The sequence below is a fragment of the Niabella sp. CPT15-335-S11 genome (assembly GCF_058792415.1).
This window is the reverse complement of the sequence record NZ_JBYTEI010000002.1, coordinates 707,313-730,054: the sequence shown is the minus strand read 5'-3', so window position 1 is coordinate 730,054 and position 22,742 is coordinate 707,313. Positions and strand designations below refer to the sequence as shown.

Sequence of the window (22,742 nt, the reverse complement as noted above, 5' to 3'; positions counted from 1 at the left end):
GATTCGGGTGATTGCCTTTGATAAGTCGCCCTGCAGCCAGTTATGACATTCGCACGCAGAAAGGGAACTGCTTCGAGGATACTACTATCAAACCCAAATCTGAATGAAATAAAAGTGTGATTGATTGTGAAACAAAGAACTATTAATTTTTTTGCCTTCCTCCTGAGTTTTATTTCCATTGCCAACGCGCAACATCAGGACTATTCCCGGGAAATGAACGAATTGGACAACCGGATTGAGAAGTATTTTTATCTAAAAAGAACGAATTATTACCGGGAAATGGGACTGGCTAATGCGCCGCAGAAAAAAGTATCCTACCTGTGGCCCCTGTGTGCGATGTTCGAAGCTACCCATGAAATGGGGAGGCTGACTGGCAAGTTCAACACATTTGAAAATATTTTCCGGATCATAAATAAATATCACAATAACCAACCTCCTGCGCCCGGATACGCGTCTTACAGTGAAGAGTTTGGGGGTGGTGAGCGGTTCTATGATGATAATCAATGGATCGGTATTACAGCAATGGACGCCTGGAAAGCCACCGGAAAGAAACAATGGATGGACACGGGGAAAGAGATTTATCGGTTCATGATGACCGGATTTGATACGGCTTCCGGCGGGGGATTATACTGGAAAGAAAGGGACTTTAGCACAAAAAATACTTGTTCGAATGGACCTGGTATAATTCTGGCCCTTCGGTTATATCAGGCAACCCGCGAGAAACCTTACCTGGATACGGCTATACTTCTATATAACTGGGTCAATAAACACCTGCTGACGCCGGAAGGGTTGTACCTGGATAATCTTAAGCTGAAAACAGGATTGGCCGATAAACGAATCTATTCCTACAACAGCGGGACGATGATGCAATCGAACCTTTATCTTTTTGAAATTACGGGTGATAAAAAATACCTGACAGAAGCCGTAAGAATCGGAAAAGCATCCGCTAAATATTTTTATGGGAACGGATCGTTTACAGATAATTATTGGTTCAATGCTGTTTTACTCCGTGCTTATCAGCATCTGTTGAAATACGATCAGGATCCAACGATGATATCAGCTTTCAGAATAGCGCTGGACCATGCACTTACGACTGATAAAAATGAGCGGGGGTTGATGGGTGTGAAGAAGGAACAGAACCTCGTGGGGCAGGGAGGTATGCTGGAGATTCTGGCAAGATTTGCTTTTATGCAAAAGAAAGGGATGATACCTGGAAATTAAACCTTGCTTGAAAGCATTGATGACCGGGGTCACGGAGTTGAACAATAAAGAAATTTTCGGACGATGTTTGGGGAACTGATGTCATGCCTGACGGATTGGTTGAAGGCGACCGGAACGTATATTGGTTACGTATTTTAAAAATAATTCAGTGGATTTGAGCGAAGCGATGTATTTTTCTCATTAATCTGGGACCGGTGCAGCAGGGATTAATGCGCTGAATTCTCTGACCATCAAAAAGATTAAAAAATAAACTGATGAAAAGAAAAACTTTTATTCAACAAGCAGGGATTCTGGGAGCAGGACTGGCTGCAGGAAAATTTTCAATCGCGTCCCCGGTTCAGGATTTTCCTGTTGTCAGAATGGCTGAAGGCAAGCGTAATTTCAGGAGCGTTACCGTTGATGCCGCCATTAAAACCTTCCAGTCGAGGGTGCGCAATAAAGAGCTGGGATGGTTGTTTAATAACTGTTTTCCAAATACCCTGGACACAACGGTCTTCTACGAGGAAAAAAATGGCAGGCCAGATACCTACGTGATAACCGGCGACATTGATGCCATGTGGTTGAGGGATAGTTCAGCACAGGTATTTCCTTATTTACAATTTGCACAAAAGGATCGGGCGCTGCACAAGTTATTGATCGGTGTAATCAATAAACAGGTGCATTTTATTTTGAAAGACCCCTACGCTAACGCGTTTTATAACGATGATTCGAAGATTAGTGAATGGAAGGAGACTGATATTACCGATATGAAGCCGGGCATTCATGAGCGGAAATGGGAAATCGACTCCCTGTGTTACCCGATCCGCCTGGCTTACAGATTCTGGAAGGTAACCGGTGACACATCGCCGTTTGATGCACAGTGGAAAGAAGCTGTGGCATTGACGTTGAAGACTTTTAAAGAACAGCAACGCAAGACGGACCATGGGCCGTACAAATTCCAGCGTAAGACCGCCTGGGCTACCGATGGAATCCCGATGGGCGGATATGGCTATCCGGTTAAACCGAATGGTCTGATCTGCTCCATGTTCAGACCCAGCGATGATGCCACCATTTTTGCTTACCTGATTCCTTCTAACTTCTTTGCTGTTGCCAGCCTGAAACAGGCGGCTGAAATGGTTAGCAAGATTCACCACGACACAAAACTCGCGAACGAGCTGAACGCGCTGGCCGCGGATGTCAGTGCAGCCCTTGCTAAATTTGCCATTACTTCGCATCCGCAATTCGGCAGGATATTCGCCTTTGAAATAAATGGTTATGGCAGTCATGTTCTGATGGATGATGCCAATGTGCCAAGCCTGCTGGCGATGCCTTACCTGGGAACAATAAACCAGAACGACCCCATCTATCAGAATACCCGGAAATATGTATGGTCAACCGAAAATCCATTCTTTTTCAGGGGAAAAGCAGCCGAAGGAATCGGGGGACCACATATCGGCCTGGATATGATTTGGCCGATGAGTATCATCATGAAAGCGTTTACTTCCAGGGATGAAAGCGAAATCAGGACTTGTATCGATACACTCCGGAAAACGCATGGTGGAACCGGTTTCATGCATGAATCTTTTAATAAAGACAATCCTGAGAAGTTTACGCGTAAATGGTTTGCCTGGACCAACACACTGTTCGGTGAGCTGCTCTGGAAGACGTATAACGAAAAACCTCACCTCTTGGTGTAAATTATAATAGTGAATAAAATGAAGCTGATTTTTTCGCTGCTACTTGTTGGTTCACTGACGTCCTGTAGCAAACCTCTTTCAACGTCTAAAACTCCAGACGGGGCAGGCACAAAATTTGAACAGGCAGGATATACGCTTTTATTCGAAAGCAACGATCCTACTTTTGATCCGAAGATCAAATCCAGACTTGTGGAAACCTTTTTCATCGTTTATCCAAAACTGGCGAAAGACTTCAACCCGCAGACAGCCAAAGAGGTCGTATTTAAAATTGATACGGCCTACAAAGGCGTTGCTGCGACGAGCGCCGGGCGAGTGGTCTATAATCCGGGTTGGTTCAGGCAGCACCCGGGTGACATCGACGTGGTTACACACGAAGTGATGCACATCGTGCAAGGCTACGGAAACAGTGTAGGCCCCTGGTGGGTGACTGAAGGAATTGCCGACTATGTGCGGGATAAATACGGTGTAGATAATGCAGGGGCCGGGTGGAGCCTTCCTAATCTGGATACGACGAAGCATAAGTATACAGATAGTTATAGGGTGACGGCCCGCTTCTTCAAATGGATTGAAGCAAGGGTGAAGCCGGGGACCATCAAAGCCATTGATGCAAACCTGAGGGATCACAGTTACAGTCCGGCTGATTGGAAGAACCTTACGGGTAAAACACTGGATGAGCTCTGGGAGGATTATAAGCATGATCCCGGCATCTGAGATTCGGTTTTGTTCCGCCCGGAAAATTGACCACGCCGGTCGGGTAATCTCTGCTCCCGGATAAACTATTACATGATTTATTGTAAATATATATTATAATACGATTTTTATGAGAAAATTCTCCATTCCTGTCTTGTTGATCATTTGCTTTATGCAAATGGGCGCTTATGCCCAACAGACATCGTTCAGTCCGCTGGACTATGTAAATCCCCTGATGGGTACTTTATCGAAATTTGAATTGTCCAATGGGAATACCTATCCGGCAATTGGTCTGCCCTGGGGCATGAACCTCTGGTCTCCCCAAACCGGAAAAATGGGCGACGGCTGGATGTACCGTTACGATGCGGATAAGGTAGTTGGGTTCAAACAAACCCATCAGCCTTCTCCCTGGATGAACGACTACGGCTATTTTAGTATCATGCCGGCTACCGGGAAGCTGAAGTTTGAGGAGCAGGACCGCGCCAGTTGGTTTTCACACAAAGCCGAGGTGGCGAGGCCAAACTATTATAAGGTTTATCTGGCAGACCCGGATGTAACCACAGAAATTACGCCCACGGAGCGCGCAGCGATTTTCAGATTCACATTTCCCACTGCCGATACGGGTTCAATCATCATCGATGCCATCGATCGTGGTTCTTATATAAAGGTCATCCCGGGCGAGAACAAGATCATGGGTTATTCCACCCGAAATAGCGGCAGTGTTCCCGCTAACTTCAAAAGTTACTTTATTATTCAGTTCGACAAGAAATTTGATATTGTCAAAGGATGGAGTGAAGGCGAATTCAATGATCTTTCAGAGATCACCAGCAAACACGCGGGAGCCGTCGTGGGCTTCAGGAACCTTAAAAAGGGCGACGTTGTAACAGCAAAAGTAGCCTCTTCATTTATCAGTTTTGAACAGGCCCAAACGAACCTGAACCGGGAAGTAGGTAAAAAGAATTTTGCACAGGTCAGGACTGAAGGCGAGAAGATATGGAATCAGACACTTGGACGGATCAAAGTTTCGGGAGGTACTGATGAAGAAATCAGAACTTTTTATTCCTGCCTTTACAGGATGGTGTTTTTCCCGCTTAAAATGCACGAACAGGATGCCTCAGGTCAGTGGGTACATTACAGCCCTTACACAGGCAAGGCCGAAAAAGGATATAAGTTTGCCGGCACGGGATTCTGGGATACATTCAGGGCGCTTTATCCATTCCTGAACTTTGTGTATCCGTCTGTCTGCAAGGAAATGCAGGAAGGTCTGATCAATGATTTCGTACATGGCGGGTGGCTGCCGGAGTGGTCTTCGCCTGGTTACCGCGGTATCATGATCGGGAACAATTCAGCCTCCGTGGTTGCTGAAGCCTACCTGAAAGGCCTTAGAGGCTACGATATTCAGAAATTGTGGGAAGCGCTTGTTCATGGAGCGAATAATGAAGGGCCAAACGCCACAGGCAGGAGGGGAGTTGAATATTACAACAAACTGGGCTATGTACCCAATGACGTAAAGGTCAATGAGAATGTTGCCCGCACGCTTGAGTACGCATATGACGATTATGCCATTTATGCTTTGGGCAAAGCGCTTGGGAAGCCGGCATCTGAGATTAACATTTACAAGACCAGGGCTATGAATTACAAAAACCTGTTCTATCCCAAACACTTGCTGATGGCTCCACGTCAAAGCGATGGCAAATTTGCGGCTTATTTCAATCCTTATGCATGGGGCGGAGATTTTACAGAAGGTAATAGCTGGCATTACTCCTGGAGCGTATTTCAGGATATTGAGGGATTAAAAAAACTGATGGGTGGCAATAAAATGTTCGTGCGTATGCTGGATTCTGTATTCATCATGCCTCCGGATTTTACCGGTTCAAAATATGGCGGGATCATCCATGAAATGAGAGAGATGCAGATCATGAATTTCGGCCAGTATGCACACGGGAACCAACCCATTCAGCACATGATCTATTTATACAATTACGCTGGCGAGCCCTGGAAGACTCAATACTGGGTGCGCGAGGTGATGAACAGGCTATATCATTCAGGCCCCGATGGTTATTGCGGTGACGAAGATAATGGCCAGACCAGCGCCTGGTACGTGTTTTCCGCGCTCGGTTTTTATCCCGTAATGCCTGCGGGCACGCAGTATGTAACGGGGACACCATATTTCAAAAATGTTGAGATTAATTTTGAAAACGGTAAAAGGCTGGTCATTCGTGCACCAAAGAACAGTGCGTCCAATAAATATGTCTCGTCAATGACATTTAATGGTAAGGCAGTCACTAAGAATTATCTGGATCACTACGACCTTCAAAAGGGAGGCGTTATTGAAGCGGTGATGAGTGCAGTTCCCAATAAGACACGGAATACAGGCCCATCAGCTTATCCGTTCTCAATGAGTATTCATGATAAATAATCATGATGCCGGCCGATTGGGACCGAAAAGTGCGATTTTTCGAGAAATTATTAAAAACCAAATGAAATGAATAAGTTGTTCTTATTCGCTATGGCGATCCTGGTAACGTATGCAACCGAGGCTCAAACGGGGAAGGACTGGGCTAATTTCGGAAAGTATGCAGAGGCTAACAAAAATGTGCCTGCGGATGCCGTTGTTTTCATGGGAAACTCAATAACAGAAGGCTGGGTGAATACCCACCCGCAGTTCTTTACACAGAACAAGTTCGTGGGGAGGGGAATCAGCGGACAAGTATCCTCACAGATGCTGGTAAGATTCAGGCGGGATGTGATCGATCTGAGACCCAGGGCAGTAGTAATCCTTGCCGGGACAAATGATATCGCGCAAAACAACGGCTATATTTCCCTGGAAAATACCCTTGGCAATATTATTTCTATGTGTGAACTGGCAAAACTGCACAGCATCAAAGTTGTCCTTTGTTCGGTTTTGCCTGCTTACGAGTTTCGGTGGCGAAAGGAGCTTAATCCGGCACCTGAAATTATCGCGTTAAACAAAAGCCTCAGAGAGTACGCTGACCGTAATAAACTAGTTTATGTGGACTTCCACACGGCGTTGAAAGATGAAAGAAACGGGCTCCCCGAAAAATACGCAAAAGATGGCGTGCATCCTACACCGGAAGCATATGAAATAATGGAAAAAATGGTGAAGGCGGGTATCGACAAGGCCCTGAAGAAAAAAGGCAAAGACAAGGAGTTCCTGTTCTCGAGGTAGTTCGGCTGAGAGTTGATTTTCGTTAACCACGACGGTGGGCCTGGGGTGTTCGTAAAATAATCTATGTTTTTAAGGCTCCAGTCCATTGTATAAAGATCATTTTACCGGCATCTTTGCTGAATAATGATTTTCATATGAGCAGGGACTACCATTTCAACCCGGGTTACATAACCGGTGTGTCTTTTATCTCAGCGCTTGGTGGGTATTTGTTTGGCTTTGACTTTGCGGTCATAGCGGGAGCGCTTCCTTTTCTGAAAGAACAATTTGCTTTCAATGAGGTGCAGGAGGGATTTGCTACAGCCACACTGGCCTTTGGTTGCATCCTGGGTTGTCTGATTGCGGGCAAGGTGTCGGATAAATTTGGACGCAGGGTAGGGCTAATGCTGGCAGCGTCCATTTTCCTGGTTTCATCGTTATGGATGGCAGCGTCTCATACAAGTGCAATGTTTATTGTTGCCCGTTTCGCCGCCGGAGTAGGTGTAGGTATGGCCTCGGTTTTATCGCCAATGTATATTGCTGAAGTGGCCCCGGCCCCCATGCGGGGAAGGATGGTCTCTATCAATCAACTGACGATCGTCCTGGGTATTCTGATCACAAATTTTGTCAACTACTCGTTGCGTCATGAGGGCCCCGAGGCATGGAGATGGATGGTCGGACTGGGCTCCATACCTTCTTTTTTATTTCTGGCCGGAGTATTCTGGTTACCCGAAAGTCCCAGATGGCTGGTAAAGGCTGGTCGCGAAAATAAAGCTGCGGCCATACTTCAGAAGATTGGTGGCGTCAATTATGCACAGGATACCATACCTGCGATTGCACAAACCCTGAAAGACCATTCAAATCCGGGGTTCCGGGCATTGCTTGATAAATCTGTCCTGCCTGCTGTTATCGTCGGTATCGGCCTTGCAGCTTTCCAGCAATTTTGTGGTATCAATGTAGTGTTCAATTATACCGCCAGGATTTTTGAGAGTGTGGGCTTCAGCCAGGATGATCAATTAAGACAAATGGTCTTCATCGGCCTGGTAAACCTGATTTGTACGCTGGTGGCAATGTGGCAGGTTGACCGCCTGGGTCGCAAACCATTAATGCTCTTTGGTTCGGCCGGACTCGCCATATTATACCTGATCAGCGCATGGCTCCTGCAACAGGAGTCACCCGCCGCATCCTGGACCTTATTAGCCGCGATCGGCGTCTACGCCATGACGCTGGCCCCGGTGACCTGGGTGCTGATCTCAGAAATTTTCCCCAACCGTGTCCGGGCATCAGCAACCTCGGTGGCCGTTATTGCATTATGGCTGTCCTATGCCATTCTCACCTTCACCTTTCCGGTCATGGCAAAACGAATGGGAACCTATACGCCCTTTTACATCTACGCAGCAGTTTGTGTAGCAGGATACTTTTTTGTAAAGTATAATGTCAGGGAAACCAAAGGCAAATCACTGGAAGATATGGAAGGAGTTATGTCCGGGCATTAACAGAATTATCACTGTGTGATTTTTCACTATTAAGGGATAAATGTTTCTGCCTTGTGGGGTATCTGGATCTGTATTGACAGTCCCGCGAAATTTTAATAAATCGAACAACAGAAAATTGAACAAAAATGAAAGTACTCGCCTGGGAAGAAAAGATTACCATACCTACCTACGCCGTGGGTAATCCTGATAAGAACCCGATGTTTCTGGAAAACAGGGTTTATCAGGGAAGCAGCGGCGTGGTGTACCCTTACGCGGTCATTGATAAGGTCAGTGATGTAAAAGAAGACAGGCAATGGACAGCGATCTTCCTGGAAAATGAATATCTGAAAATTATGATCCTTCCTGAATTGGGTGGCCGTATTCAGATGGCATATGACAAGACCAATGATTATCATTTTGTATATTATAACCATGTGATCAAACCCGCGCTGGTCGGCCTTGCAGGCCCCTGGATCAGCGGAGGTATTGAATTCAACTGGCCGCAACATCACCGGCCATCGACCTTTGAACCCACCGATTACCTGATCCGGTCAAATACGGATGGTAGCCAGACTGTATGGGTTAATGAGTATGAGCGGATGTTCGGCACGAAATGCGCACTCGGGTTCACCCTGCATCCCGGCAAAGCATACCTGGAGCTTCATGCTAAATTGCACAACAGAACGCCCTTCCCACAGACCTTTTTGTGGTGGGCCAATCCCGCGGTTTCGGTAGATGAACATTACCAAAGCGTATTTCCACCGGATGTTCATGCGGTATTTGATCATGGAAAGCGCGACGTGAGTTCCTTCCCCATTGCCACAGGAACTTATTACAAAGTAGATTATTCACCGGGGACGGATATTTCCGTGTACACCAATATCCCGGTGCCAACCTCTTACATGGCTGTCGACAGCAATTTCAATTTTCTGGGGGGATACGATCACAAAAGAAACGCGGGAATCCTTCACGTGGCTAATCGCCATGTCAGCCCGGGAAAAAAACAATGGACCTGGGGCTGTGGTGAGTTTGGAAAGGCCTGGGACAGGCAGCTCACGGACGAGGATGGACCCTATTTTGAACTAATGTGCGGTGTATATACCGATAATCAGCCCGATTTCAGTTGGATCATGCCGAACGAGTACAGGGAGTTTAAACAGTATTTCATGCCCTATAAGAATGTGGGTTACGTGAAGAACGCTTCCAGGGAAGTCGCGGTTAACCTTGAAACCAGGGGTAGGGAACAAGTCAGGGTTAGGGTATATGTCACCAGTCACCGAATGGTGACAATCCTATTAAAAGCCGGCAACAAGGAGCTACTTCTGGAAAATGCGGAACTTTCACCCCTTCAGACCTTTGACAGGGAGATCACCAATCCCTATGCTTCCACCCATCAGGATTATTATCTGGAAGTACAGGACGAGAAAGGAGCATCGCTGATCAGCTACACACCGGTGACCCGCCAGGGGGAAGCTATCCCCGATCCGGCAAAACCAATCGGGAAACCGGCTGACATAGAAAATAATGAACAACTATATCTTGCGGGTCTCCACCTGGAACAATACCGGCATGCTACTTATTCTCCTATCGACTATTACAACGAGGCGCTGCAGAGAGATGAAAACGATATCCGATGCAACAATGCGAAGGGTTTGTGGTACCTGCGACGGGGCGAATTTGAAACGGCAGAACCTTGTTTCCGGAAAGCCGTGGAAGCCCAGTTAATACATAATCCAAACCCAGTAGACGGAGAGCCGTTCTACAACCTTGGGCTTTGTCTGAAATACCAGGGAAAAGACCAGGAGGCCACCGATTACCTGTACAAGAGCACCTGGAACGCAGCGATGCAGGATAATGCCTTTTTGCAACTGGCCTTTATCAGCGCCAGAAGAAAAGACTGGCAGGAAACACTGGAACTGGCCTGGAAATCAGTGTTGAGAAACTACCTGAGCCCTAAGTCGCGCCATATCTATGCGCTGGCGTTGCGGATATCAGGACGTACAGACGAAGCCATCCGGATTATTGAAGAAACGCTTGAAGCAGATAGTTTTGATTTCGCCAGTCGGTTTGAACTGGTGAAATGCCTGCAGGTAAAAGGACAAATTTCGCAGGCTTCAGCGCAACTTGCGGAGATTAAAAGACTGATGCGAAACCGGAGCCATTCTTATATCGAAATGGCCCTGCAATATAGTGATGCCGGTTGTTTCAATGAGGCGATCGGGATGCTGGACCTCCTGGCCGGTGTAACCCGGGACCCTATGATATTCTACTATTTGTTTTATTTTGAGAAAGCCAGAAATAATCAGGAGGCTGCACAAAACTGGTTGTACAAAGCATTTGAACAATCCCCGGATCGTGTATTTCCCAACAGGATCGAGGATACAGAGGTTTTGAGGGCAGCGATATCTGCCCATCCGGATGATTACAAGGCCTGGTATTATCTGGGAAATTATTATTACGCAAAAAGATTATATGAAAAGGCCCGTGATTGCTGGGAAAGGTCGGTGGCCATTAACCCTCAGTTTCCAACAGCGGCCCGGAACCTTGGCCTGGCTTACTTCAATAAGTTTGATAAAAAAAAGGAGTCACCGGAGTTATTTGAAAAAGCTTTTCATGCCGATGAATCAGATGCAAGAATACTGTTCGAGCTGGACCAGTTGTACAAGAAACTAAATCGTCCTATCAGCGAACGGCTTGATCTTTTAAGCAGATTTGAACAGCTTGTGAACGACCGTGACGACCTTTATCTCGAATACGTGACATTGCATAGCCTGACCGGAAACTATGAGCGAGCCAGGCAATTGATCAGCAGCCGGAGTTTTCATCCGTGGGAAGGCGGAGAAGGAAAAGTGTCGGGGCAGCATGTGCTGGTGCACATGGAGCTGGCAAAACAAGCGCTGGCAGCCAACAGACCCGAGGCGGCACTTGAGTTATTACAGGCGGCGCTGGTTTATCCCCCGCAGATTGGTGAGGGAAAATTGTATGGCGCCCGCGAGAATGATGTGTACTATTGGCTGGGAAGAGCATATGAGCAGATGGGCAGCATGGATCTGGCTTCACAGCACTGGGAAATTGCAACGCGGGGTTCGTCGCAACCCGCACCCGCACTGTATTATAATGATCAGCAGCCCGATAAAATATTCTATCAGGGTCTTGCACTGAAAAAGCTAGGAAGGAATGTCGAGGCTCAAGAAGTGTTTAACAGATTGGTCAATTACGGCTCCGGACACCAGGATGATGTAGTCAAAATGGATTATTTTGCTGTCTCTCTGCCCGAGCTCTTAATATTTGATGACGATTTGAGTGCGCGTAATAAGATCCATTGTCAGTATCTGATGGGATTAGGATATCTTGGGCTTGGAGATTTTGATAAGGCGACTTCCAGTCTGCAGGAAGTGCTCAGCAAGAATCAGGCTCATATTGGCGCGACCATCCACCTTCAGATAACGGATTTTCTTTGATCGGCAGAATAAGGGAATTAACCTGCTTTTTTCTTTTTACGGTATTCGACCGGTGACTGCCCCATATACTTGCTGAAAAGTCTCGAGAAGTAAAAGGGATCATTAAAGCCCAGTTTATAACAAAGCTCCTTTACATGTATATCTGTAAATTCGAGGAACTGGCAGGCTTTCTGAATCTTGATATGAATAAAATATTCCACAGGGGAATAACCGGTTTTCTTTTTAAATACCGACGAGAAATGTGAAGTGGACAAGTGAACCAGGTTTGCCATGTCCTGCAGGGAGACGGTCTCATGTATATGTTCCTGCATATAGCGAATCGCAATATCGGTCTCGTCAGACAGTTCATCATCTTTTTTCCTGTTAAGTCCGGGATAACAAAACGATGCCAGGTATTTCCAAAGGCACATGTTAACGTAGTGTAAATGGTCGGTACTGTAGCCAGATTCAAGAATTTCGCAAATTTCATGAAAAAGATCCACTCGCTGCTCGTCAAACGAAACAGGGTTTATGAAATTAGCCGGGCTTTTTTTTAGCTTCAGCGTAAACTCATCAGCCAAAGAACCTTTGAAATGAACCCAATAAATAGACCATGGCTTATGCTCATCAGCACCGTAACTGTGGCGCGTTTTTTTGGGAATGATCAGGAACTGTCCCTGTGAAATGATCCGGGTTTGATTTTCAATATTTATCCAGCCTTCACCGTCAACGCAATAAATGAGAATATCCTGCGGGCAGCCTTTTTGCCTTTCCCGATAATGAAACCGGGCCTTTGGATAAAAACCAATATCCGTGAGATGTAACGGTGCCAGGAGCGGGTTTTGTTCATACGACCTGATCACCTGCCCAGGTAAAACAATGGCTTTCTGTCCGTTGAATCCATCCTTTTTCCGGAAAATTGAGGAGTCGGTATCCTGCATCGTATTTTTAATGGACTAATCCCTAAAGGTAAGGAAAAATGGTACAAAAAATCGGTAAAAGAGCATTTTTTTGTTTTATCGCGAAATGCAATCTGAGGAAATTACTACATTCGTTTGATAACTTAAAAACAATGCGGGACCAGAAATTTTATTTAATCATTCTTTTACTTTTTGCGACTACTTTTGTTTCGGCTTCCTCCGTCGACACGGTTGAAACTTACAGCCTTTCTATGAAAAAGAAAATCAAAGCTGTCGTGATCACGCCTGACCGTTATTGCAAGTCTGTCCCTGTATCCGTAGTTTATTTGCTTCATGGTTATAGTGGTAATTATTCCGATTGGTCCAAATCCGTGGCTGTGCGCAATGCAGCAGATCAATACGGAGTACTCCTTGTTTGCGCCGATGGCGGATTCGGTAGCTGGTATTGGGATAGCCCCGTGGATCCGTCATACCGGTATGAGACCTATATTTCCAAAGAACTGGTGAGCTGGATAGATGAGCATTATAGCACAGTAAAGGATCCGAAGGGAAGGGCAATTACCGGGTTAAGCATGGGTGGTCACGGAGCGCTTTATCTGGCCATAAAACATCCGGATGTATTTGGCGCAGCGGGAAGTATGAGTGGTGGGGTGGATATCCGGCCCTTTCCTCAGAACTGGGAAATCAGTAAGCGACTGGGAAAATACAACGAGTATCCGGAGCGTTGGGAAAAGAACACGGTCGTCAATATGTTGGATCTGATAGAGCCGGGAAAGTTAAGGCTGATCATCGACTGTGGTACGGAGGATTTCTTTTTTAAAGTGAATGAGGAATTACATAAACAGTTATTATACAGAAATATTCAGCATGATTATATAACCAGGCCCGGTGCGCACAACTGGCCCTATTGGGAAAATGCCGTTTCGTATCAGTTGCTGTTTATGAGCAAATTTTTCCGGTCGGCCGTGAAATCAGATTGATGAAGCAGGCCGGCAGCGTCCTACGCTGTCGTAAAAAAACATTTCGCGGTACCCGGCGAAACTGTTATTGAAAGGAAAAGGATTTGAATAAGGGCAATGGAATTTATTCGGGTTCTCCCCGGAATTTATGATTAATTTTAATATTTGTAATGGATAATAATAGTCAAAGATCTTTTGAGAAGCTCGTAAACATCATGAATGACCTGAGGGTCAAATGCCCCTGGGATCGCAAGCAAACGATTCAGACACTCAGGGCGATGACTATTGAGGAGACTTACGAACTGGCAGATGCTATTCTGGATGAAGAATGGGAGTCGATTCGCGAGGAATTGGGCGACCTGATGCTGCATGTGGTCTTTTACGCGAAGATCGCGGAGGAAAAGGGCCGGTTCTCGATTTCAGATGTGCTGGAAGGTATCTCTGATAAGCTGATCAAGCGGCATCCACATGTATATCCTCCTGAAAAAAAGCTTGACGGTATCGCCGAAGTAAAGTCTGAGGAAGATGTAAAACAGAACTGGGAGAAACTTAAATTGAAAGAAGGTAAAAAATCTGTCCTGAGCGGTGTTCCCCGATCTCTGCCGGCGGTTGTAAAGGCTATGCGGTTGCAGGAAAAGGCGAAGCAGGTTGGGTTTGAATGGGAGAATACTGCAGATGTCTGGAAAAAAGTGGAAGAGGAAAGCAGCGAGCTACAGGAAGCCGTGTCGGGCGGTGACCTAAAAAACCAGGAAGAAGAATTAGGCGATTTATTGTTTTCCCTGGTGAACTACGCGAGATTTTTGCACATCGATCCGGATGCCGCACTTGAAAGAACCAACCGTAAATTTATTGACCGGTTCACAAGAATGGAAGAAAGCGTTACAGCCTCTGGCAAAACCTTACATGAACTATCGCTGAAGGAGATGGACCAGATTTGGAATTCACTTAAAACTACGTCATCATAAATGGCTTCAGTCCGCAGGAATAGGAACCTTCGTGGGTATTGGTTACTGCTCACAGCAGTAATAATCTTTGCCGCATCTTTCCTGGTACGGACAATGGTGGTGAGTCGGATTTCGCTGAAACACCAATCGGAGTTTTTCGAGAGGGGGATAAAGGAACGGGTCGAAGATTTCAAAAGGAACCTGACGGACACAATGCTTATCAACAGGATCCTGACGGGCACCAATAGTTTCGAAGATGTTAAATATTTATTTAATAAACCATATTATACTTATTTATACGATGTTTCTGATGATCGGGAGCTTCTCAGATTCTGGAGTACCGCGCTGGTACTTCCGCCGGACAGCCTGTTAAACGATAATCAGACTGAGGATTTTGTACATCTTTCCAATGGCTTTTATTATATCATGCGGGCTACAGTACCCAGGCATCCGGAGATTCGGGCCTATTGCATGATCCTGGTTAAATCTGCATTTTTTATTTCGACCGATTATTTGAGGGAGTCATTCCCTTTCAACACCGCGCTGGATGATATTGTGGATGTAAGCCTTGAGCCTACGCCCTTTCCGGTAAAGTCTGAGTTCGGGAAGACGCTGTTCTATCTCAAGTATAAGCCAAATGCATCCATCAAAAATGATAATGCTTTATCTCTAACGATGCGAGTATTTGGCTTGTTTTTAATTTTCCTGTCCTTTTATTTATTGTTCCATCGGCGAATACGTAAACAGGAGACCCGGTTTGAGATACTCAGCTTCACAGGTTGTTTACTCGGATTCAGGATTGCTTTGTATGTACTCAGGCCATATCTGAATCTTGAACGGTTCGGCCTTTTCGATCCGGCGGTGTACGGTTCAAGTTTCCTTCTGCCATCGCTCGGAGACCTCCTTATCAACAGTATCCTGTTCTGCTGGATCACTATTTTTGCCTGGACACGACTTCACGCGCACAAATTCAGGGTGCGGAGTATTTCCAAAAAACGACAGTGGCTGGTTGGCCTGCTGAGCCTGGTCTTGCTGGTATCCACAACCTTTCTGATCACAAACGTCATCAAGAGCCTGATCTCAGATTCCAAGATCTCATTCGATGTCACTAACTTCTTCAGCCTTGATCTGATCTATACTTCCATTGGTTTCATTGTGCTGGCCTGCCTTTCCCTTGGATTTTTCTACTTTAGTCAGATCCTGTATAAATATATTTTTGCTATTTATCATAAAAGGACTCCTACGGTCTACATTTTGGTTGCCGTGATCGGACTGATCCTGATCACCTTTTTCGCTACGGGGGAGTCTGTAAATTTTTACCTGCCATGCCTGGCGTGGCTGCTGATCTACACGTTCATTTTCGAGAATCAGGAGAGAATTAATAAAACGCTGAAATTTAATACCTCTGGCATTATATTCTGGATTTTTATGTTTTCCGTGAGTATTTCTTTTCTAATGCTGAGTGAGATCCGGAAATCCGAACTGACGCTGAGGAGACTTTATGCCGAAAAACTGGCGACACAGACAGACCCGGCGAGCGAGAGACTGGTAAACCTCGCGAATAAATACATGGATAACAAATTCTTCAGGAAGAACTTTTACCGCTTGTACGACGAATCTGACAATCAAAAAATCAGAGATAGCGTAAAAGAAAGGAATTATATCGGTTACCTAAATAATTATAACACGGATATTTATTTTTTCGATAGTCTGGGACATCCGCTTTACAATCCAACCAGTTTATCTCTGGCCTCATTCAATAATATTATTACGAGGCAGTCTAATCCGACGCAGGTGCCTGATCTGTATTTCTATGAAACGGACTTCGATAAATTTGTTTACGTGACCCAGCGGGTTATTAAGGATGAGGATGACAAGATTATTGGAAATGTGTTTATCATTTCTGACCCCAAAAAATTTTCCGGAACAAATATTAACCCGGAGTTGTTCAAACAGTTCAGGCAATGGGAGCTGGCCAATTCGTCTGTTTATTACTACGCGGTTTACACAAATAAATTATTGAGCGCTTCGTCTAAAAAATACCCCTTTACATCCACTTTGTTGCCGGCACAATTGCCTTCCCATCGATTCGAAGTCAGAAAGAGAGAAGATTTTAACGAGTTATGGTACAGGGCCAGCGACAGTAAAGTTATCGTACTTGCGCGCAAGAACGAAGTGATGCTGGAAACGATTACCCTGTTCTCCTACATCTTTTGTTCGTTTCTATTAGTGGTGGCACTGATACAGGGCCTGTCCCAAGTGCTTAGCCGGGTCTTAAACAGAAATTTATTGAATAGGAAGATGCTGGCAGCTACTTCCATCCGTGGTCAGATCCACAGCACTTTCTCACTGGTTACCATCTTGTCCTTCCTGATTGTAGGGGTTGCTACTATTTCCTATTTTGTCAGTCGATTTGAGTCGGTCAACAATGAACGTCTCAGCAGAACAATGAATATCATGCTGAATGAAATGCAGACGCATAAGGAGCTGGCATCACTGATTTACGATTCGAGGCTGGGCAGGGATTCTGCCGATGAGGCCCCGCTGATGGACATTATCAAGCGACTTTCCGCCATTCACGGGGTAGACGTCAATATCTACGATTACAGCGGAAAGCTGCTGGCCAGTAGCCAGCCCGATATTTATGAAAAAGGAGTCTGGAGCAAGCAAATGGGACCAAGGGCCTATTTTAACCTGCTTCGTTTGCGAAAAATTGAGTATATCCAGAAGGAACGGGTTTCCGATCTTTCGTACTGGAGTATTTATTCACCGGTTCGTGATGAAAAGGGAGCTTTCTTTGCTTATCTCAGTATTCCCTACTTTACTTCGCAACAGGAACTCAATCAGGAAATTTCCAATTTCCTGGTTACGTTAATCAACCTCATCGCATTTATTTTTCTGATCACCGGAATGATAGCCTTGTTCATCACCAACAGGATCACGCGCTCCCTGATGCTCATTGGTGAGCAGATGAAAAAAATATCACTGTCAGAGGATAATCAGCACATTGCCTGGAAGGGCGATGATGAAATAGGCTTGCTTGTTTCAGAATATAACCGGATGGTGGATAAACTGCAGATGAGTGCAGGACAGATGGCCCGGACTGAAAGGGAAGGCGCCTGGAGGGAAATGGCGCGACAGGTTGCACATGAGATCAAAAATCCGTTAACACCTATGAAGCTGAGCCTGCAGTATCTGCAGAAAGCGATTCGTGAAGATAGTCCGAATACCAGGCAGTTGACCAGTAGCGTTTCGAGAACGCTGGTGGAACAAATTGATCATTTGTCAAGAATAGCAGCCGATTTTTCGCAGTTTGCCAATATCAATAATATTGATCCGGTTGTGTTTGATCTCAATGAAGTGCTGCATTCTCTGAAGGAAATGTACAGCAAGAACGAGGATGTTGATTTTGAGATGCAAACCGTTCCGGGCCCGGTAATGGTGCTGGCCGACCGGACGCATATCAATCGCGTATTCACTAATTTGTTTGTAAACGCTATTGATGCCTGCCGGGGTCAAACGGGCAGCCGGATTGAGGTGGAAGAGCGAGTGAATGATAAAAACGTGACCATCAGTGTGACGGATAATGGCCAGGGTATTGCCGAGGATATGCGGACGCGTATATTCACGCCCTATTTTACAACGAAGAGCTCAGGTACAGGGCTCGGCCTGGCGATGAGTAAACAGATTCTTGATCAGATCGGTGGAGACATCAGGTTCGAAACAAAAACCGGTTTTGGGACCACCTTTATCGTTACACTACCGCTGGCTGAATCAGATAGTTTGTCGGCCTTTTTGGGTCTGAAGGAAGGACTCGAATGAAGAACGTGAAAAACTGCTGAGGTTGAAGTCAGCGGTCAGTCCCCCTTTTTGTGCTGCCAGCACGCCGTATTTCACATCGTTTAAACCCTCGATGGAATGCGCATCAGGGTCAATAGACATCAGTACATTTTTTTCCATAGCATAGTCGATCCAGTGCCAGTCAAGATCCAGCCTGTGTGGGTTTGCATTGATCTCAATAACAACCTGGTTAGCGGCGCAGGCATCGATGATCAGTTTAAGATCCAATGGATAGCCATCCCTCGTCAACAGCAACCTGCCGGTCGGGTGCCCGAGTATCGTCGTATAAGGATTCTCAATTGCTGCCATCAGCCTCGACATAGCCTTGTCCTGCTTCATGTAAAGATTGCTGTGTACTGAAGCAATAACCAGGTCGAATGAAGAAAGAATTTCATCTGAATAGTCCAGGCTCCCATCATTTAAAATATCACTTTCAATACTTTTGAAAATTTTGAAGGGGTGGAGTTTTTTATTGAGGGCATCTATTTCTTTATGTTGCGCTGCAATTCGTTCTTCGGAGAGCCCGTTGGCGTAAGCGGCTGTTTTGGAATGGTCGGATATAACCAGGTATTCCATTCTCTGCTGCATGGTTGCCAGGGCCATTTCCTCAAGGGTATTCAAACCATCAGACCAATGGCTGTGGTTGTGTATGATACCTCTGATATCACTGTGTTGTATTAACGTGGGTAACCCGCCCGATGCGGCCTTGTCCAAGATATTTTCTTTCTCTCGCAAGCTCGGGACGATATATGGAATTCCTGCATGATCAAATATTTCCGGCTCACTCTTGAAGAGGATTCTTTCGTTTACCTGGGAAGCATATCTTTTTTGAAATGCCTGAAGAAATGCTTCTGAGCCCGAGGTTACAAATTGTTGGAAGTACTGATTTTCTTCGTTACAGTAGAGTCTTAGCTTCAGGCCATTGTTCAGTTTATAAAGAAGGCTGTCTTGATTTTCCTCCAGTAATTCCGGTGGATAGGCTGACTCAAAACGGGGTTTGACTTCTGCAGTGGAAGCGCGGATGACAAACTCAAGTTCTTCAAGGGTGATGGATTGCCTCCGATATCTACCGGTCGGTAAAACGCGAACTTTGCCAAATAATTTTTCCAGGTAGCCTTCGATGGTTGGGTAAAGAGCGTCCACCTGTGCATACAGGAAATGACCTTTATTCCGGTTGTAATAGTGGATTGACTCCAGGATATTAGCCTGTGTTTTTTCGCCAAAGCCTTTGTACCTGGAGAGGCGGTTTTCATTGCACGCGTATTCCAGTTCACCGATTGATGCAATACCCATTTCTTTCCAAATGGTGTGAATTTTCTTTGGTCCGAGGCCTTTGATCTGAAGCATTTCTGTAACACCCGGAGGCGTGCTTTCTATTAACGCCTGCAACGCAGCGATCTGCCCCGAATCCAGCAACTCAATAATTTTTGAAACGACCGCAGGACCAATCCCCTTGATGCCTGAAATCATTTCCCGACTGGTCTGTTCAAGGGGCTGCGGCAGTTTTTCAATTTGAAAAGCTGCGATTGAGTAGCTCTTCGATCTGAATGAGTTCTCTCCGTTTATGTCCATCAGTTTGGACAGAAGTGAGAATTGTTCGGCGATGGTAGCGTTATTCATTGATATGATTGATTAGCGCTAAAATAAATGATTCTAAAATCATACTATAAAAAAAGCCCTCCGCTGAGGGAAGGCTTTATAAGTTTTACTAAAAAGCGTTCGCTATTTTTTCTTTGCTGCTGCTTTTTTAGGAGCTCCTTTCTTTGCTGCTGCTTTCTTAGGAGCTGTTTTTTTTGCTGCTGCTTTTTTAGGAGCTGCTTTTTTTGCTGCTGCCTTTTTAGGAGCTGCTTTTTTTGCTGCTGTTTTTTTTGCTGCTGCTTTTTTAGGAGCCGCTTTCTTTGCTGCTGCTTTCTTAGGAGCTGCTTTTTTTGCTGCCGCTTTTTTAGGAGCTGCTTTTTTAACTGCCATTCTTGTGAATTTAATGATTAGTAAAATGGGTTATCAGGTGTAAAATTATATAATAATTCTATACCTGCAAATTATTTTTCCACAATATATTAAGCAGCAATGAAAAGCAAATTAAGCTTCGGCTTCGCTGATCGAAACAAAGGTTCTGTTTTTTCTACCTTTTCTGAATTCAACAACACCATCCGATAATGCAAACAATGTAAAATCTTTTCCAACGCCCACGTTCTTCCCGGGATGATAAACAGTTCCCCTTTGCCTTACGATAATGTTACCCGCAGTTGCAGGCTGGCCGCCAAATATTTTTACACCCAATCTCTTGCTCTGAGAGTCGCGACCATTTTTTACACTACCTTCTCCTTTCTTATGTGCCATGGTTTAATATTTTTTATTACGTGATATAGATTTTAATTAAGCTATATCGGTTACTTTAATTTTAGTGTAGGCAGTACGGTGGCCTTTCTTCTTTTGGAAACCCTTTCTTCTTTTTGTTTTGTATGCGATAACGCGATCGCCCTTCAGCTGATCTACGATTTCCGCACTGACCTTCGTTGCTATACCGGCACCCACTGCCAGCGTACCATCTATATCAGCAAACAAAACGTCCAGGTTCACCGCATCGCCGGCACTGCCCTGAATTCGGGGTACATACAGGGTCTGGTCTTTTTCGACCGTAAATTGCTGACCAGCTACCTTAATTACTGCTATCATGATCTAAAAATTAGGAGGGCAAAGGTAGGAATAATCTTTGATATATCCATGCCTATATTTTAAAGATTCTTTAAATCGGTCTGGTCTGTGGGGACAAAACATTAATTTTGTGTTCCGCCGGACCAGGGCAGCAAGGAATAATGTAATAAAAGAATGAAAATCAAGTCACTATTTGCAAAGCCGGTTGCTTTAATCGTATCAAAGAACATTAAGAAGGGGATGGTTACGGCTCTCTCCGACCAGGAAGCGATTTTGAGGAATTTGTTAAAATCCGGTAAATCAACTCTGTTCGGGAAAGATCACAAGCTGGATGCGGTGCAACAATATGATGAGTTCAAAAGCGCTGTGCCGGTCCGGGACTATGAAGGTCTGGGTCATTATATTTCACTGATCAAGGAAGGAAAGCACAATGTGTTGTGGAAAGGTCAGCCGATCTATTTTGCCAAAACATCGGGCACTACCAGTGGTACAAAGTACATACCTATTACCAGTGACTCGATCGGAAATCATATTAATTCCGCCCGCAATGCCCTGCTCTGTTATATGGCCGAGACGGGAAACACGAAATTTGCAGATGGCAAAATGATCTTTTTGAGCGGATCGCCCGTCCTGGAGAGGATCGGAGGTATCCCTACGGGCAGGCTGAGTGGAATTGTAAACCATCATATTCCACGGTACCTGCGCAAAAACCAGCTTCCCGAATTTGAAACAAATTGCATTGAAGACTGGGAAACCAAGTTGCACAAGATTGTAGACGAAACGATCGATCAGAATATGACCCTGATCAGTGGCATCCCACCTTGGATGCAGATGTATTTTGACGAATTGATTTCCAGAAAGGGAAAACCGGTGGGCGAGATTTTCCCCAATTTTTCAGTGATGGTATACGGAGGAGTGAATTTTGATCCTTATAAAGCAAAGATCTTTCAAAGTATCGGCAGGAAGATCGACCTGGTAGAAACCTTTCCGGCATCGGAAGGATTTTTTGCGTTCCAGGATACTCAAAGTCAACCCGGGATGCTGCTCAATACAAACAGCGGCATCTTCTTCGAGTTTATCCCCGAGCAGGAAATCGGAAAAGAAAATCCGAAAAGGATCTCCCTGCACGATGTAAAAACCGGGGAAAATTATGCCCTTGTCATTAATAGTAATGCCGGTTTGTGGGGGTATGATATCGGGGACATGGTGAAATTTGTATCAACAGACCCGTATCGTTTGATCGTGACCGGTCGGACCCGGCATTTTATTTCAGCGTTTGGTGAACATGTCATCGGCGATGAAGTAGAGAAAAGTCTCCTGGAAGCTGCAGAAGCGGAAAATGTTCAAATAACAGAATTTACTGTAGCGCCGATGGTGAGCAGAAATGAAGGAAAATCTTTCCACGAATGGTTTATTGAATTTGATAATATGCCATCGGATCTGACAGCCTTTGCGGCCAGGATCGACACCAACCTGCGTTCCCGGAATTCTTATTATGACGACCTGATCTCAGGAAGAATTTTGAATCCCCTGCAAATTACCCCCGTAAAAAAGAATGGATTTATTGATTATATGCGGTCTGTAGGAAAACTCGGAGGGCAGAACAAAGTGCCCAGGCTGAGCAACGACCGGAAACTTGCTGAAGATCTTCAGAAATGGGTGGAAGCAGATTAATTTAAGGGTAAAAGAACTACATTCGCCCGGCTGCCCTCGGGGCGACGGGAGTCTGGCGGCACGCCGTGCCGGGATTAAATAA

At 45.4% G+C, this 22,742-nt stretch carries 16 protein-coding genes; 11 read left to right on the top strand and 5 right to left on the bottom strand.

Annotated features, from left to right (window positions below):
* Positions 1–126: 126 nt before the first annotated feature.
* The 7 genes from AC3WS5_RS09560 (at position 127) to AC3WS5_RS09530 (ending at position 11,689) form a co-directional block, all read left to right on the top strand.
* Positions 127–1,221 (top strand): glycoside hydrolase family 76 protein, encoded by a 1,095-nt coding sequence (locus AC3WS5_RS09560; RefSeq protein WP_492467082.1) that lies wholly within the window; start codon positions 127–129, stop codon positions 1,219–1,221.
* Between the two features lie 254 nt (positions 1,222–1,475).
* Entirely contained in the window at positions 1,476–2,897 is a 1,422-nt protein-coding gene (locus AC3WS5_RS09555) for a glycoside hydrolase family 125 protein (RefSeq protein ID WP_492467081.1), read from the top strand.
* 18 nt (positions 2,898–2,915) lie between these two features.
* Complete coding sequence (locus AC3WS5_RS09550) at positions 2,916–3,608, top strand: basic secretory protein-like protein (RefSeq protein WP_492467080.1); 693 nt, start codon at positions 2,916–2,918, stop codon at positions 3,606–3,608.
* Between the two features lie 109 nt (positions 3,609–3,717).
* On the top strand, positions 3,718–6,006 hold the full coding sequence (locus tag AC3WS5_RS09545; RefSeq protein ID WP_492467079.1) for a GH92 family glycosyl hydrolase: 2,289 nt from the start codon (positions 3,718–3,720) through the stop codon (positions 6,004–6,006).
* A gap of 66 nt (positions 6,007–6,072) precedes the next feature.
* Complete coding sequence (locus tag AC3WS5_RS09540; protein ID WP_492467078.1) at positions 6,073–6,777, top strand: SGNH/GDSL hydrolase family protein; 705 nt, start codon at positions 6,073–6,075, stop codon at positions 6,775–6,777.
* A gap of 134 nt (positions 6,778–6,911) precedes the next feature.
* Positions 6,912–8,249: a sugar porter family MFS transporter gene (locus tag AC3WS5_RS09535; protein WP_492467077.1), complete on the top strand. Its 1,338-nt coding sequence runs from the start codon at positions 6,912–6,914 to the stop codon at positions 8,247–8,249.
* A gap of 125 nt (positions 8,250–8,374) precedes the next feature.
* Complete coding sequence (locus tag AC3WS5_RS09530; RefSeq protein WP_492467076.1) at positions 8,375–11,689, top strand: DUF5107 domain-containing protein; 3,315 nt, start codon at positions 8,375–8,377, stop codon at positions 11,687–11,689.
* Positions 11,690–11,706: 17 nt separating this feature from the next.
* Here AC3WS5_RS09530 and AC3WS5_RS09525 read toward each other — a convergent pair whose 3' ends face one another.
* Complete coding sequence (locus AC3WS5_RS09525; protein WP_492467075.1) at positions 11,707–12,609, bottom strand: AraC family transcriptional regulator; 903 nt, start codon at positions 12,607–12,609, stop codon at positions 11,707–11,709.
* Between the two features lie 230 nt (positions 12,610–12,839).
* Here AC3WS5_RS09525 and AC3WS5_RS09520 point away from each other — a divergent pair, with 230 nt between their 5' ends.
* The 3 genes from AC3WS5_RS09520 (at position 12,840) to AC3WS5_RS09510 (ending at position 18,313) form a co-directional block, all read left to right on the top strand.
* A complete protein-coding gene (locus AC3WS5_RS09520) occupies positions 12,840–13,568 on the top strand; it encodes an alpha/beta hydrolase (protein ID WP_492467073.1) in 729 nt (242 codons plus the stop codon).
* Positions 13,569–13,717: 149 nt separating this feature from the next.
* On the top strand, positions 13,718–14,512 hold the full coding sequence (mazG, locus tag AC3WS5_RS09515) for a nucleoside triphosphate pyrophosphohydrolase (protein ID WP_492467071.1): 795 nt from the start codon (positions 13,718–13,720) through the stop codon (positions 14,510–14,512).
* Complete coding sequence (locus AC3WS5_RS09510) at positions 14,513–18,313, top strand: sensor histidine kinase (RefSeq protein ID WP_492467070.1); 3,801 nt, start codon at positions 14,513–14,515, stop codon at positions 18,311–18,313. It abuts the gene before it with no gap.
* Here the strand turns inward: AC3WS5_RS09510 and AC3WS5_RS09505 are convergent.
* From AC3WS5_RS09505 to rplU, 4 genes are all read right to left on the bottom strand, one after another.
* The gene (locus AC3WS5_RS09505) at positions 18,266–19,951 is read right to left on the bottom strand and encodes a helix-hairpin-helix domain-containing protein (protein ID WP_492467069.1); all 1,686 of its coding nucleotides are present in this window, start codon (positions 19,949–19,951) and stop codon (positions 18,266–18,268) included. The two genes, AC3WS5_RS09510 and AC3WS5_RS09505, sit on opposite strands and share 48 nt — an antisense overlap.
* A gap of 102 nt (positions 19,952–20,053) precedes the next feature.
* On the bottom strand, positions 20,054–20,299 hold the full coding sequence (locus AC3WS5_RS09500) for a hypothetical protein (RefSeq protein WP_492467068.1): 246 nt from the start codon (positions 20,297–20,299) through the stop codon (positions 20,054–20,056).
* A gap of 111 nt (positions 20,300–20,410) precedes the next feature.
* A complete protein-coding gene (rpmA, locus tag AC3WS5_RS09495) occupies positions 20,411–20,671 on the bottom strand; it encodes a 50S ribosomal protein L27 (protein WP_492467067.1) in 261 nt (86 codons plus the stop codon).
* Between the two features lie 36 nt (positions 20,672–20,707).
* On the bottom strand, positions 20,708–21,007 hold the full coding sequence (gene rplU, locus AC3WS5_RS09490) for a 50S ribosomal protein L21 (RefSeq protein ID WP_492467066.1): 300 nt from the start codon (positions 21,005–21,007) through the stop codon (positions 20,708–20,710).
* A 153-nt stretch (positions 21,008–21,160) separates the two neighbouring features.
* On the opposite strand from rplU, the gene AC3WS5_RS09485 reads away from it, so the two are divergent.
* On the top strand, positions 21,161–22,660 hold the full coding sequence (locus AC3WS5_RS09485; protein WP_492467064.1) for a GH3 family acyl-acid amido synthetase: 1,500 nt from the start codon (positions 21,161–21,163) through the stop codon (positions 22,658–22,660).
* The last annotated feature ends 82 nt before the right edge of the window (positions 22,661–22,742 follow it).